10 protein-coding genes are annotated in these 14168 nt (G+C 68.7%); 8 read left to right on the forward strand and 2 right to left on the reverse strand.

Annotated elements, in window-relative coordinates; all coding sequences use genetic code 11:
- Positions 1-98: 98 nt before the first annotated feature.
- The 8 genes from QLQ86_RS00195 (at position 99) to etfB (ending at position 12374) form a co-directional block, all read left to right on the forward strand.
- Positions 99-2783: an EAL domain-containing protein gene (locus QLQ86_RS00195; protein WP_282733596.1), complete on the forward strand. Its 2685-nt coding sequence runs from the start codon at positions 99-101 to the stop codon at positions 2781-2783.
- A 309-nt stretch (positions 2784-3092) separates the two neighbouring features.
- Complete coding sequence (gene gbdR / locus QLQ86_RS00200; RefSeq protein WP_282733597.1) at positions 3093-4232, forward strand: choline metabolism transcriptional regulator GbdR; 1140 nt, start codon at positions 3093-3095, stop codon at positions 4230-4232.
- A gap of 194 nt (positions 4233-4426) precedes the next feature.
- The gene (locus tag QLQ86_RS00205; protein ID WP_282733598.1) at positions 4427-5404 is read left to right on the forward strand and encodes a dipeptidase; all 978 of its coding nucleotides are present in this window, start codon (positions 4427-4429) and stop codon (positions 5402-5404) included.
- A gap of 167 nt (positions 5405-5571) precedes the next feature.
- Entirely contained in the window at positions 5572-6117 is a 546-nt protein-coding gene (locus tag QLQ86_RS00210; protein ID WP_282733599.1) for a 4-vinyl reductase, read from the forward strand.
- Between the two features lie 24 nt (positions 6118-6141).
- Positions 6142-8214 carry a dimethylglycine demethylation protein DgcA gene (dgcA, locus tag QLQ86_RS00215; protein WP_282733600.1) on the forward strand — a complete coding sequence of 691 codons (2073 nt, stop codon included), beginning with the start codon at positions 6142-6144 and terminating at the stop codon, positions 8212-8214.
- Between the two features lie 107 nt (positions 8215-8321).
- Positions 8322-10313, forward strand: coding sequence for a (Fe-S)-binding protein (locus tag QLQ86_RS00220; RefSeq protein ID WP_282815564.1), 1992 nt, complete (start codon positions 8322-8324; stop codon positions 10311-10313).
- Positions 10313-11575 (forward strand): electron transfer flavoprotein subunit alpha, encoded by a 1263-nt coding sequence (gene etfA, locus QLQ86_RS00225; protein WP_282733602.1) that lies wholly within the window; start codon positions 10313-10315, stop codon positions 11573-11575. The genes QLQ86_RS00220 and etfA overlap by 1 nt, the downstream gene beginning before the upstream one ends.
- Complete coding sequence (etfB, locus tag QLQ86_RS00230) at positions 11565-12374, forward strand: electron transfer flavoprotein subunit beta (protein WP_282733603.1); 810 nt, start codon at positions 11565-11567, stop codon at positions 12372-12374. Before etfA ends, etfB begins: the two co-directional genes overlap by 11 nt.
- Before the next feature lie 74 nt (positions 12375-12448).
- On the opposite strand, the gene QLQ86_RS00235 is transcribed toward etfB, so the two are convergent.
- Both QLQ86_RS00235 and QLQ86_RS00240 read right to left on the reverse strand, forming a co-directional pair.
- A complete protein-coding gene (locus QLQ86_RS00235; RefSeq protein WP_282815565.1) occupies positions 12449-12982 on the reverse strand; it encodes an invasion associated locus B family protein in 534 nt (177 codons plus the stop codon).
- A 214-nt stretch (positions 12983-13196) separates the two neighbouring features.
- On the reverse strand, positions 13197-14168 hold a 972-nt coding region (locus QLQ86_RS00240), incomplete at its 5' end, for a BCCT family transporter (RefSeq protein ID WP_282815566.1).

Below are 14168 nucleotides of genomic sequence, written 5' to 3' on the forward strand. Positions count from 1 at the left end.
TGCCTGCCGTTCCTGTCATCGTATGGGTCAGATCCCGACACGGAGCCAGCATCTCGGGCCGGGCAGCGATGCGGAGATGGCCATGAGGGAGCACGGCAATGCACTCACGGATGGGGGCTGAAGAGGCCTTTCGCCAGCTGGCGGAGGGCCTTGGCAGGAGCGGGACCCCCGAGTTCTACGACACCCTCGTGGCGCGGCTCGCGGCCATCCTGGGGGTCGACCATGTGCTGGTGGCCCGGGTCACCGGGGATGCCATGGTCCGGACCCTGGCGGTCTGGTCGCATGGCCGGTCTCGGCCGAACCTCGCCTATCCGCTGGCGGGCACGCCCTGCGAGACCGTGGTCGTCGAGGAGGCCTGTCTCTACGCGAATGATGTCCAGGCCCGCTTTCCCGACGATGGACTCCTGCGTCAGCTGGGCGCGGTCAGCTACCTCGGCCTGCCGCTCCTGGCCGCGGACGGGACCCCCCTGGGCCTGCTCGCGGTGCTCAAGAACACGCCCATGCAGACCGCTGGCCTGGAGAAAGAGGTGCTGCGCATCGCCGCGGTCCAGGCCGGCGCCGAGCTGGACCGCAGCCGGGCCGAGCGGGCGGTGAAGGAGAGCGAGCGTCGCCTCGACACCCTGCTCAACCACCTGCCCGGCATGGCGTATCGCTGCCTGAATGATCGCGACTGGACCATGCGGATCGTCAGCCAGGGGGCGCACGCGCTGACGGGGTACCGGGCCGACGAGCTTCAGGACAACCGGGTCGCCAGCTATGCCGCGCTGATCCATCCCGCCGACCGTGAGCGGGTGTTCGAGGAGGTCCAGGCCGCCGTTTCACGCAGAGAACCCTTTCGCGTGATCTACCGCCTGCACCATGCCGGGGATGGCACCCGCTGGATGTGGGAGCAGGGCCAGGGGGTCTTCGATGCCGCCGGTGAGCTCCTCCATCTGGAGGGCTTCATCACCGACATCACCGAGCAACATGAGGCACAGCGTGTCCAGGAGGCGGTGATGCAGGTGGCCTCGACCGTCACCACCCGCATCGGCGACGACTACTTCCATCAGCTGGTCAGCACCCTGGTCGAGATCCTCGAGGCGGATGCCGGCTTCATTGCCCTGCTCGACGCCTCCCGGCCGGACGTCGATCCCCTGAGCAGCCGCGCGTCCGCGACCATGAGCATGGTCAGCGTGGTCTCGGAGGGGCAGAGGCTCGACAACTACGCCTATGCGCTGGCGGGCACCCCCTGTGAGCAGGTCCTCGACGAGCGCGAGGCCATGGTTGAATGCGACAGCACCGCGCTGCTGCCAGGTGTGGCCGGGGTGGCCAGGGCCTGGATCGGCCGCCGCCTGGACAACGCCAAGGGCGAACCGATCGGCGTGGTCATGGTGTTGTATCGCCGTCCGCTGGAGGCCAACGCCTTCGCCACCTCGGTGCTGCGCATTCTCTCCACCGGGGCCGCGGCGGAGCTGGAACGGCGCCGTGACCATCGCCGCATGCACCAGCTGGCCTATACCGACGGCACCACCGGCTTGCCCAACCGGGTGCGCTTCATGGAAGAGCTCATGCGCCTGAGGCAGGAGGCCGAGAAGGGCCAGCATCCCCTCCTTCTGCTGCTCCTCGACATCCGCCGCTTCAAGGAGATCAACGACCTCCACGGTCATCAGGTCGGTGACCAGCTGCTCTCGACCACGGCCGGGCGGCTGGCGCGTGCCATGGGGCCGAACGAGGTGCTGGCGCGGCTCTCCGGCGACGAGTTCGCGGTGCTGGTGCCACAAGCCAAGGAAACCAGCCTCGAGCAGAGCGTGCGTCGGCTGCGTGCCGCCGTGGGCAAGCCCATCGAGCTCGGGCATCGCACCTTCGTGCTCGAGGTCAGCATCGGTTCGGCCCGGTACCCGCGGGATGCCGTCACCCCCGTGGAGCTGTTCAAGTCCGCCAGCATCGCGCTCTATCACGCCAAGCAGCAGGAGGGTGGGACCTGCCCCTTCGACGAATCGATGACCCAGGCGCTCCAGCGCCGCCAGCAGATGACGGAACGGCTGAGCGCGGCGATCAGCGGCCAGCGCCTCGAGCTTCATTTCCAGCCCCAGGTCGACCTCCGCACCGGCGAGCTGGTGGGCGCCGAAGCGCTGTGCCGATGGAACGACGAGGCATGGGGCTGGGTCAGCCCGGGGGAGTTCATTCCCCTGGCGGAGGAGCGCGGACTGGTACGCCCGCTGGGCGACTGGGTGCTGCAGGCGGCCTCCCGGCAGATGGCCGCCTGGCGGCGCGAGGGCATGGCCCTGCCCGGCCGGCTCTCCCTCAACGTCTCCGCCCAGCAGTTCGTGGATCCGCAACTGGCCGAGCACATCGCCACCCTGACCCGGGACGTCCCCGCCTCGGCCATCGGCCTGGAGCTCACCGAGAGTGACTTCATGCGCGACCCCGAGCAGGCCGTCGGCATTACCCATGCGCTGCGCGAGGCCGGCTATGCCCTGGCCATCGACGATTTCGGCACCGGCTACTCCTCGCTCTCCTATCTGCGCCGGTTCTCGGCCGATGCCCTGAAGATCGATATCTCCTTCGTGCGGGAGATGCTCGAGAGCCACCATGACCGGGCCATCATCGAGACCATCATCGCCATGGCCCAGACCCTGGGGATGAAGACCGTGGCCGAGGGCGTCGAGACGCCGGAGCAGGCCGAGGCCCTGGCCGGCATGGGCTGTGACCAGGCCCAGGGATACCATTACGGCCGACCGTTGCCGGCCGCCGACTTTGCCGCTGTCTGGGCCCGGGCCATGCGCCGTGAGGCGCCGGGCTAATGGTGGCGGCCGGTAGAACCCTGATGCCATGACATCGTCACCAGCAAGGGTCGGTGACGCCGGCCTGAGCCCTCCCTTCCCCCCCCCCACCTTGCCTGTGAGCGACACCCCATCGCCCTGAATGCGACATCATTGTCGGTATCAACTGGCGGCGCGGCGGCGGATAGGTAATTGTGACATGCCAGATCACGACGCCTTGCGGTACCTTTCGGGACGGACTTGCCTGATCGCGACAGCCAGACACCGGCGGGCGTCCGGATTCGGACACAACAACACCCTGTGTACGACCCCCCGTACAGGAGTCTCGCCATGACGACCTCTTCCCAGGCGCCGCACAAGTCGGCCGCTCCCCAGGCCATCGGCTTCCTGCTGTTGGAAAACTTCACGCTCTTCTCGCTGGCCTCGGCCATCGAGCCGTTGCGCATGGCCAACCAGCTGGCCGGCCGGGAGCTCTATCGATGGTTCACCCTGAGCCTCGATGGCGAGCCGATCTCCGCCAGCGATGGCTTAAAGGTCACCCCGGATGCGGCGATCACGGTGCCGCTGGCGCTGGACATGGTGGTGGTCTGTGGTGGGGTGGGACCGGCGCGCGCGGTACAGCGCGAGCATGTCGTCTGGCTGCAGGGTCAGGCACGCCTCTCCCGTCGGCTGGGGGGGATCTGCACCGGCAGCTGGGCGCTGGCCAAGGCGGGGCTGCTGGATGGCTACGAGACCAGTGTCCACTGGGAGTGCCTGGCCGCCATGCAGGAGTCCTTCCCCCGCGCCCTGCTCACGACCCGGCTGTTCTCCATCGATCGCGAAAGGGCCACCGCCTCGGGCGGGACCGCTCCCCTGGACATGATGCTCACCCTGATCGGCCGGGATCACGGCCGCGAGCTCGCGGCGGGGATTTCCGAGATGTTCATCTGTGACCGCGTGCGCGGGGAGCAGGACCAGCAGCGCGTGCCGCTCAAGCATATCCTCGGCACCACTCAGCCCAAGCTGCTCGAGATCGTGGCACTCATGGAGGCCAACCTGGAGGAGCCCATCGGGCTCGAGGAACTCGCGGCCTATGTCGACGTGTCGCGTCGCCAGCTCGAGCGGCTCTTCCAGAAATACCTGCTCTGTTCGCCGTCGCGCTACTACCTCAAGCTGAGGCTGACCCGCGCCCGGCAGCTGCTCAAGCAGACCTCGATCTCGATCATCGAGGTGGCATCCGCCTGCGGCTTCGTGTCCACCCCGCACTTTTCCAAGTGTTACCGGGAGTTCTTCGGCCAGCCGCCCCGGGACGAACGACTGGGCGCGAGCCAGGTCAGGCTGCCGGTGGCCCCGTCATGCGCGCAGGCAGGGACCAACCTGGAACTGCTGACCTTCGAGGCCTACCCGACCGAGCCGGTCTCCTCGGCCATCATGGCGCTCGACCAGGCGCGCGGCGAGCCGACCTACGCCAGCGTGCTCCTGCGCTCCTGAACCGTGCCTTCCTGACACCTCCTGCCGGACCCGATCGCCATGCCGACCCTCACGGGCCGGCATGGCGTCGTCGTGCGTCGTAGGCGCGACAGTCATGACGTTTTTGGAATTCTCGTCGTCGCTTCCAGGCGCCGAGCCGGGGTGGGCCAGCGCTATGCTGCCGTCGAGTCGAACACATCCCCGGAGCGGTACACATGACCCCAAGAGAGCTGCACGACGACGCCATCGTCATCGATGGCCTGATCATCGCCAAGTGGAACCGCGAGCTGTTCGAGGACATGCGGCGCGGTGGGCTGACGGCGGCCAACTGCACGGTTTCCGTCTGGGAGGGATTCCAGGCCACCGTCGACAACATCGTCCGGTCCAATGCGCTGATGGCCGAGTGCAGCGACCTGGTCCGCCCCGTGCGCACTACCGCCGACATCACCCGGGCCAAGGAGGAGGGCAGGACCGGCATTCTCTACGGCTTCCAGAACGCCCACGCCTTCGAGGACCAGATCGGCTACGTGGAGGTCTTCAAGCAGCTCGGCGTGGGTATCGTGCAGATGTGCTACAACACCCAGAACCTGGTGGGCACCGGCTGCTACGAGCGTGACGGCGGCCTCTCCGGCTTCGGCCGCGAGATCGTCGCCGAGATGAATCGCGTCGGCATCATGTGCGACCTCTCCCACGTCGGCGAGAAGACCTCCACCGAGGTCATCGAGGCCTCCGAGAAGCCGGTCTGCTACTCCCACTGCCTGCCCTCCGGGCTCAAGGAGCATCCGCGCAACAAGTCCGACGCCGAGCTCAAGTTCATCGCCGACCGGGGCGGCTTTGTCGGCGTGACCATGTTCACCCCCTTCCTGCGTGCCGGCGTCGATGCCACCGTCGACGACTACGTCGAGGCGATCGAGTACGTTATGAACATCGTCGGCGAGGACGCCATCGGCATCGGCACCGACTTCACCCAGGGCCACGACCAGGACTTCTTCGAGTGGCTCACCCACGACAAGGGCTATGCCCGCCGCCTGACCCGCTTCGGCAAGATCATCAACCCCGAGGGCATCCGCACCATCGGCGAGTTCCCCAACCTCACCGAGGCGCTCTCTCGCCGCGGCTTCAGCGAGCCCCAGGTGAGGAAGATCATGGGCGAGAACTGGGTGCGCGTGCTGAAAGACGTCTGGGGCGACTGATAACACCTTTCTCACTTTGCATCGCCCGAGGGGGCGACGGGGGCAGGCCGAAGAGGAGATCCCTTTCCAAGACAGCGCCTCCTCGATGGTCCGGCACCCCGGGACCTGCCGCCGGAAAGCCCCTGTCGACTGACTGCCAAGAACAACGAGTTTAGAGGACTACCACCGTGACCAAGATGGCCCCCGAACTGCCCATCGAAGTGGATAGCGAGACCGGCGTCTGGACCACCGATGCCCTGCCCATGCTCTATGTGCCGCGCCATTTCTTCATCAACAACCATGTGGCCGTGGAGGAGGCGCTCGGCGCCGAGACGTACGCCGAGATCCTCTACCACGCCGGCTACAAGAGCGCCTGGCACTGGTGCGAGAAGGAGGCCGAGTGCCATGGCCTCGAGGGCGTGGACGTCTTTGACCACTACATGAAGCGTCTCTCCCAGCGCGGCTGGGGCCATTTCATCACCGAGGCCATCGACCTCGACGCCGGCACCTGTCGGGTGCGCCTGGAACACAGCGCCTTCGTCTATCAGCTGGGCAAGGTCGGTCGCAAGGTCGAGTACATGTTCACCGGCTGGTTCGCCGGCGCCATGGACCAGATCCTCGCCGCCCGCGGCAGCGACCTGCGCACCGTCGCCGAGCAGACCCAGAGCGCCGCCGAGGAAGGCTGCGAGGTGGGCGTTTTCGAAGTCAAGCCGCTGACCGGCGCCGCCCGCTAAGCCCGGGAACGAGGAGAGAGAACCATGGCATTCGACGCGATCTTCCAGCCGATCGAGATCGGCAAGCTCACCATCCGTAACCGGGTCGTCAGCACCGCCCACGCCGAGGTGCACGCCACCGACGGCGGCATGACCACCGAGCGCTACGTCAGGTACTACGAGGAGAAGGCCAAGGGCGGCTGCGGCCTCAGCATCTGCGGCGGCTCCTCGGTGGTCTCCATCGACAGCCCCCAGGGCTGGTGGAGCTCGGTGAACCTCGCCACCGACCGCATCATCCCACACTTCCAGAACCTCGCCGATGCCGTGCACAAGCACGGCGGCAAGATCATGATCCAGATCACCCATATGGGGCGCCGCTCGCGGTGGGACGGCTACGACTGGTCGACTCTGCTGTCGCCCTCCGGCATCCGCGAGCCGGTGCACCGCTCCACCTGCAAGACCATCGAGGAGGAGGATATCTGGCGCATCATCGGCGATTTCGCCCAGGCCGCGCGCCGGGCCAAGGAAGGGGGCCTCGACGGCGTCGAGCTCTCCGCCGTGCACCAGCACCTGATCGACCAGTTCTGGAGCCCGCGGGTCAACAAGCGCGAGGACCAGTGGGGCGGCAGCTTCGAGAACCGCATGCGCTTCGGCATGGAGGTGCTCAAGGCGGTGCGCGCCGAGGTCGGCGACGACTTCGTGGTGGGCATGCGCATCTGCGGTGACGAGTTCCACCCCGACGGCCTCTCCCACGAGGACATGAAACAGATCGCCGCCTACTACGATGCCACCGGGCAGGTGGACTTCTTCGGCGTGATCGGCTCCGGCTGCGACACCCACAACACCCTGGCCAACGTGATTCCCAACATGTCCTACCCGCCGGAGCCTTTCCTGCACCTGGCGGCGGGCATCAAGGAAGTGGTCAGCGTGCCGGTGATCCACGCCCAGAACATCAAGGACCCCAACCAGGCCCAGCGCATCCTAGAGGGCGGCTATGTGGACCTGGTGGGCATGACCCGGGCGCAAATCGCCGACCCGCACATGATCGCCAAGATCAAGATGGGCCAGGTGGACCAGATCAAGCAGTGCGTGGGCGCCAACTACTGCATCGACCGCCAGTACCAGGGCCTGGACGTGCTGTGCATCCAGAACGCCGCCACCTCCCGCGAGTACATGGGCCTACCGCATATCATCGAGAAGAGCGAAGGCCCCAAGCGCAAGGTCGTGGTGGTCGGCGGTGGCCCCGGCGGCATGGAGGCGGCCCGCGTCGCCGCCGAGCGCGGCCACGACGTCACCCTGTTCGAGGCCGCCGAGGCGCTCGGCGGGCAGATCACCATCGCCGCCCAGGCCCCGCAGCGCGACCAGATCGCCGGCATCACCCGCTGGTATCAGCTGGAGCTGGCGCGCCTGAACGTCGACCTGCGCCTGGGCACCCGCGCCGACGAGGCGACCCTGCTCGACCTGCGCCCGGATATCGTGGTGCTGGCCACCGGCGGTCATCCCTTCCTGGAGCAGGATCCGCAGTGGGGCTACTCCGAGAATCCCGAGGAGAGCCTGGTGGTCAGCACCTGGGACATCCTCTCCGGCAAGGTCGCCCCGGGCAAGAACGTGCTGATCTACGACACCATCTGCGAGTTCTCCGGGCTCTCGGCGGCGGACTACCTGGCCGACAAGGGCGCCAAGGTGGAGATCGTCACCGACGACATCAAGCCCGGCGCCGCGGTGGGCGGCACCACCTTCCCGACCTACTACCGCAGCCTCTACGAGAAGGAGGTGATCATGTCCTCCGACCTGTTGCTGCACAAGGTCTACCGGGAGGGCGACGGCCTGGTGGCGGTGCTCGAGAACGAGTACACCGGTGCCCTGGAAGAGCGCGTGGTCGACCAGGTGGTGGTGGAGAACGGCGTGCGTCCCGACGAGGGGCTCTACTACGCCCTCAAGGCGCAGTCCCGCAACAAGGGGCAGGTGGACCTGGAGGCGCTCTATGCCATTCAGCCCCAGCCCTGCCTGAGCGAGGCGGGGGACGGCTTCCTGCTGTTCCGCCTGGGCGACTGCACGGCGCCGCGCAATACCCATGCGGCCATCTACGACGCCCTGCGGATCTGCAAGGACTTCTGACCACCCGCTGGAAGCCAGAAGCTTGACGCTGGAAGTGAAACGCGGCCTTTCGCCCTTTCTTCCAGCTTCCGGCTTACAGCTTCCGGCTCGCCTATGAGGTGAGCACCATGCTCGAGACCCTGCTACCGATACTGATCTTCGCTGCCCTGGGCGTGGCGGTGATCGGCGCCTGGCGGCGTGTTCGCCTATGGCGCCAGGGGCGGCCCTCCGCCGTGCCGCTGCTCAAGGGCCTGGCCGCCATGCCGCGCCGCTACCTGGTGGATCTGCACCATGTGGTGGGGCGTGACAAGGTGATGTCCAACACCCATGTGGCCACCGCCGGTGGCTTCGTGGCCGCCGCCGTGCTGATGACCCTGGTGCATGGCCTGGGGCTCGCCAATCCCTGGCTGGGTGGACTCTTGTTGCTGGCCAGCGCGACCATGTTCGTGGGCAGCCTGTTCGTGGCCCGGCGCCGCCGCAACCCGCCCGCGCGCCTCTCCAGGGGCCCCTGGATGCGCCTGCCCAGGAGCCTGATGGCCTTCTCCCTGGGCGTCTTTGCTATCACCCTGCCGGCGGTCGGCATACTGCCGGCCGGCGTCGGTCACTGGCTGCTGGGGCTGCTGCTGGCCGCGGTGGTGGCCTGGGGCCTGGCCGAGATGGTCGTCGGCATGACCTGGGGCGGGCCCATGAAGCACGCCTTCGCCGGCGCCCTGCACCTGGCCTTCCATCGCCGCCCGGAGCGCTTCTCCACCAAAGCAGGAGGGGAGGGGCGCTCCACCGGCCTCAAGGCGCTGGACCTGGAAGACCCGTCGGCGCCGCTGGGCGTGGAGACGCCCGCCGACTTTACCTGGAACCAGCTGCTGGGCTTCGATGCCTGCGTGCAGTGCGGGCGCTGCGAGGCAGTCTGCCCGGCCTTCGCCGCCGGCCAGCCGCTCAATCCCAAGAAGCTGATCCAGGACATGGTGGTGGGCATGGCCGGGGGCAGCGATGCCCATTACGCCGGTTCTCCCCACCCTTCACAAGGGCTTGGGGGCAAGCCGGTGGGCGAGCACCATGGCACCCCCCATGGGCCCATCGTGGCCCGCGAGGGCAAGGCGCTGGTGGATGCCGAGACCCTGTGGTCCTGCACCACCTGCCGCGCCTGCGTGGAGGAGTGCCCGATGATGATCGAGCACGTGGACGCCATCGTCGACATGCGCCGCTTCCTGACCCTGGAACGCGGCGAGACGCCCAACAAGGCCCCCGAGGTGCTCGACAACCTGATCGCCACCGACAATCCCGGCGGCTTCGCCCCCGGCGCACGCATGCACTGGGCGGCCGACCTCGATCTGCCGCTGATCGCCGACCTGCAGCAGGTGGACGTGCTGCTGTGGCTGGGCGATGGCGCCTTCGACATGCGCAACCAGAGGACGCTGAGGGCCCTGGTCAAGGTGCTGCGCGCCGCCGGCGTCGACTTTGCCGTGCTCGGCAACGAGGAGCGCGACAGCGGTGACGTGGCGCGTCGCCTGGGCGACGAGGCCACCTTCCAGTCCCTTGCCAGGCGCAATATTGCCACCCTGGCGCAGTACCGCTTCCAGCATATCGTCACCTGTGACCCCCACAGCTTCCACGTGCTGGGCAACGAGTATGGCGAGCTCGGCGGCCACTACCGCGTCTATCACCACAGCACCTACATCGCCGAGCTTTATGAGTCCGGCCGCCTGGCCTTCCGGCCCTGGAAGGGTGGCAGCGTGACCTATCATGACCCGTGTTATCTGGGCCGCTACAACGGCGAGTACGAGGCGCCCCGCAACGTCCTGCGCGCCCTGGGCATCCAGGTTTCCGAGATGGAGCGCTCCGGCTTTCGCTCGCGGTGCTGCGGCGGCGGCGGCGGTGCGCCGATCACCGATATTCCCGGCAAGCGGCGCATCCCCGACATGCGCATGAACGATGTCGAGGCGACCGGCGCCTCGCTGGTGGCGGTGGGCTGTCCGCAGTGCACGGCCATGCTGGAGGGCGTCGTCGATGCCGGTGCCGAGGTGCGCGATATCGCCGAGCTGGTGGCCGATGCCCTGGTGGCGCGTCCCGCCGTCGGTGCGTTCGATGCGACCCGCCGGCCCCAGGCCGAGGAGGTGATCTGATGCGCGAGATTCATCGCCGCGATCCACGTCGCGAGTGGATTGTCCGTAACCGCCTGCATCCCGAGCACCTGAGCGTGCTCGCCGAGCAGGGAGGCGGGGCCGCCAGCGAGTGGCTGGGGCCCCAAGGGGTGATTCGCAAGAATCCCCACGCCATCGGCTTTATCGGCCCCAATGGCGTCAAGCGCATCGACCGTAGCGGCGCCCAGCAGGGTGGCCAGGCCGCGGGCGGTGCCCGCCAGGCGGCCCAGGATAGCCGTCGCCAGGTCACCATCGAGGCCCCGGCCTTCCTGGTGGCGGTGGTGCCGGAGCTCTCCGGCGGTCGCCTCTCCGGCCATGACAAGGACCTGCTGGGCCTGGCCCGGCGCCTGGCCGATGCCGACGCCGAGCGCCCTGGTGCCGTACTGGCCGTGGTGTTCGGCGAGCACAAGGAGGAGGGGTTTGGCGAGGCGGGCATCGATCGGCTGCTGCACCTCGACGACGGCGGCTATGCCGGCTTCGCCCCCGAGGCGCGCCTGGCGGCGCTCTCCGCCGTGGAGCGGGAGCTGGCGCCGCGTCACTGGCTGCTGCCTGATTCGCCCCTGGGCGGGGCCGACCTGGGCCGGCGCCTGGCGCTGCGCCTGGGCGAGCGGCCCGCCACTGGCGTCTGGCAGCTCGAGGCGTCCGAGTCCGGCTGGCGCTGTACCGCCCGCGGCGCGGCGGAGAGCCTGGATATCCAGCGCCCCCTGCCGCGGGTCGCCTTGGCCCTGGCCGAATGCGCCGAGCCGGTGGACGAGACCCGTCACGCCGCCGAGCCCCTGAGCCTGGCGGAGGCGATTCCCAGCGCCCTGTCACGTATCGAGGATCTGGGACAGGTGGCGGTGGATCCCGCCGGGGTGGCGCTCGCCGAGGCGGAGTTCATCCTCTCCGGCGGCAACGGCGTCAAGGATTGGGATGGCTTCCACCACGCCGCCAGGGTGCTGGGGGCCACCGAAGGGGCCTCCCGGGTCGCCGTGGATGACGGTTTCATGGACCGCCACCGCCAGGTGGGGGCCACCGGCACCTGGGTCACCGCCCGAGTCTATATGGCGGTGGGCATCAGTGGCGCCATCCAGCACCTGCAGGGCATTCAGAGCTGCGACAAGGTGGTGGCCATCAACCTCGACCCCGGGTGTGACATGGTCAAGCGCGCCGACCTGGCGGTGATCGGCGAGAGCGCCGAGATCCTCGCCGCCCTGGTGGCCAAGGTGGAACAGCAGCGAGGAGGGCAGCGCGATGCGGCCTGAGCAGCAGGGAGTCGAGGTGGCGGTACTGGTCTCGGTGGGACGCCACCCCATCACCGGGCGCGCCCGCCGCGCCGATCAGGATGCCCGGGGGCTGGAGCTGGCCCTGGGCCTGGAGCGCCAGTTGCCCGGCAGCCGGGTGAGCCTGTTGCATGCCGGCCCGCGCGGCGAGGAGAGTGAAGCGGCGCTGCGCGGCTACCTGGGCATGGGGCTGGAGACCCTGACGCTGCTGGAGCAGGCCGAGGGGGCCGATGCCATCCCGGCCCTGGCCGAGCACTTGGCCGCGGCGCCGCCGCAGCTGGTGATCACCGGGGCTCGGGCCGAGCGAGGCGAGGGCTCGGGCCTCCTGCCCTATGCCCTGGCCGAGCGCCTGGGCTGGCCGCTGGTCAATGGTCTGGCCGCGGTGGAGAGGGTCGAGAACGGCGTGGCGACCCTGCTCCAGGCCCTGCCCCGGGGCCAGCGGCGGCGCCTCAAGGTGCGCCTGCCGGCCATCGTCAGCGTGGATGGCGCCGCCCCGGTGGCGCGCCAGAGCGCCTTCGGTCCGGCTCGCCGGGCCGAGCTCGAGGCCACCCCGGTGGCCGCCGAACCCGACCGGGAGCTGGCCCAGTGGCAGCTGGCGCCGGCCCGCAAGCGGCCCAAGCGCCTGAAGGTCATCAAGGCCGCCTCGGCCCGGGATCGCTTCAAGGCCGCGGCGGCCAAGGCCGAGGGTGGGGGCGGGCAGGTGCTTGCAGACGTCACCCCGGCGCAGGGGGCCGAAGCGATCCTCAAGCTGCTGCGCGAGGAGGGCGTCCTGCCCCGCTGACCAGGCGGCCTGTCAGACGACGACAGCCCCGGCCAGGTGCCGGGGCTGTCGTCTGTGCGGGGCAGGCGCGATCGTCAGGGCGCGATGCGCTCGCTGGCGTCGGTGAAGCCCATCAGGGAGATGTCCAGGTCCATGCGGTTACCGCGCGGCCCGATCAGGCTGAGGGTCGCGCTGCTGCCGCCGCGCAGTTCCTGCAGCAGCGACGGTTCGAGGGGCAGGTCGGCGCGGCAGCTCTGTTCCAGGCAGACCTGGTAGGGGAACTGGGCCGGCTCACCGCCACCGACGCTCAACTGCAGGCCCGGGGCGAGTCGCACGCCCAGTGGCAGCAGGAAGGTCATCGCCGGGCGTCCTTCGAGCTCGGGGGGATAGCCCACGATCACCCGCATCAGGGGGTCGTCGCTGTCCGGGTTGGTGACCAGCTGGCTCATGGTGCAGGCCCCCTGGCTGCGCTCGGGCGGGCAGATCACCTCCCAGTCCCGGAACTGTTCGGTCTCGACATCGGCACCGGGGCTCCCAGGAGATGTCTGCTGGGCGACGGCATGGGAGGCAAGGGCCATCAGCGACAGCAGGGCGGTCAGGCACAGGCGTCTTGCGAAACGGTTCGACATGGGGGGGTCCTCCTTGGCGTGAGTGGCCATGAACGCTGGGTCGGTGGGTGTCACTCCGGTATTCACCCGACGTCCTGGTGGATACCGAGAGGATAACCATGCCTGCTTGACCCTGCGAGGTCGAGTCCAGTACCGCTTCTGCCATGAGGTGCGGCAGTCATCGACAAGAACCCCGGCGGGTTGCCGGGGTCGTCGGTTCGAGGGCAGGGCAGGGTCAGGCAGTCGGGACGAGCCCAGGGCGGCGTTGCTCCTCGTGCAGCCCCTTGACCAGACTGAACGCCATCGCCAGCAGGATCAGGGTGAAGGGCAGCCCGGTGGCCACGGCGCCGGCCTGGAGGGCGCCGAGTGCGGCGTCGCCGCCGCCGTAGAGCAGGATCCCGGCGATCACCCCTTCCAGGGTGGCCCAGAAGACCCGCTGGCTGCGCGGGGCATCGGTCTTGCCGCCGGCGGTGATGCTGTCGATCACCAGCGAGCCGGAATCCGACGAGGTGACGAAGAAGATCAGCACCAGCAGGATCGCCAGGCTGGAGGTCAGGGTGGTCAGCGGCAGCTGCTCGAGCATCTGGAACATCGCCAGGGAGACGTCGCTGATGCCATGGGCCAGCTCGCCGACGCCGGCCGCGGACTGGGCCAGGGCGGTGCCGCCGAAGGCGCTCATCCAGACGATGGTGACCACGGTCGGTACCAGCAGCACGGCGGTCAGGAACTCGCGGACCGTGCGCCCGCGCGAGACCCGGGCGATGAACATGCCGACGAAGGGCGACCAGGAGATCCACCAGGCCCAGTAGAACACCGTCCAGCCGTGGTACCAGGTGGTGTCGTCTCGGCCGATCCAGTTGGAGAGCGGCACGACATGGCTGGCGTAGGCCAGGGTGGTGTCCCACAGGCCGTTGAGGAACAGCAGGGTGGAGCCGGTGATCACCACGAAGGCCAGCAGGGCGAAGGCGATCACCATGTTGATGTTGGAGAACAGCTTCACGCCCCCGTCGATGCCCCGCCATACCGAGAACAGCGCCACCACCGTGACGCCGACGATGATCGCCAGCTGGGTGCCGAGGGTGTTGGGGACGTCGAACAGGTAGTTGAGGCCGCCGGCGGCCTGGGAGGCCCCGAAGCCCAGGGAGGTGGCCAGGCCGAAGATGGTCGCCAGTACCGCGGTGATGTCGATCAGGTGGCCGGCCCAGCC

The organism is Halomonas rhizosphaerae (genome assembly GCF_030012485.1).
In the GTDB taxonomy this organism is placed as follows: domain Bacteria; phylum Pseudomonadota; class Gammaproteobacteria; order Pseudomonadales; family Halomonadaceae; genus Halomonas; species Halomonas rhizosphaerae.

Excerpts from the sequence above, each read along its gene's own strand:
- QLQ86_RS00195 (WP_282733596.1), top strand. The coding sequence starts at position 99 with ATGCACTCACGGATGGGGGCTGAAGAGGCCTTTCGCCAGCTGGCGGAG.
- gbdR (WP_282733597.1), top strand. The coding sequence starts at position 3,093 with ATGACGACCTCTTCCCAGGCGCCGCACAAGTCGGCCGCTCCCCAGGCC.
- QLQ86_RS00205 (WP_282733598.1), top strand. The coding sequence starts at position 4,427 with ATGACCCCAAGAGAGCTGCACGACGACGCCATCGTCATCGATGGCCTG.
- dgcA (WP_282733600.1), top strand. The coding sequence starts at position 6,142 with ATGGCATTCGACGCGATCTTCCAGCCGATCGAGATCGGCAAGCTCACC.
- QLQ86_RS00220 (WP_282815564.1), top strand. The coding sequence starts at position 8,322 with ATGCTCGAGACCCTGCTACCGATACTGATCTTCGCTGCCCTGGGCGTG.
- etfA (WP_282733602.1), top strand. The coding sequence starts at position 10,313 with ATGCGCGAGATTCATCGCCGCGATCCACGTCGCGAGTGGATTGTCCGT.
- etfB (WP_282733603.1), top strand. The coding sequence starts at position 11,565 with ATGCGGCCTGAGCAGCAGGGAGTCGAGGTGGCGGTACTGGTCTCGGTG.
- QLQ86_RS00235 (WP_282815565.1), bottom strand. The coding sequence starts at position 12,982 with ATGTCGAACCGTTTCGCAAGACGCCTGTGCCTGACCGCCCTGCTGTCG.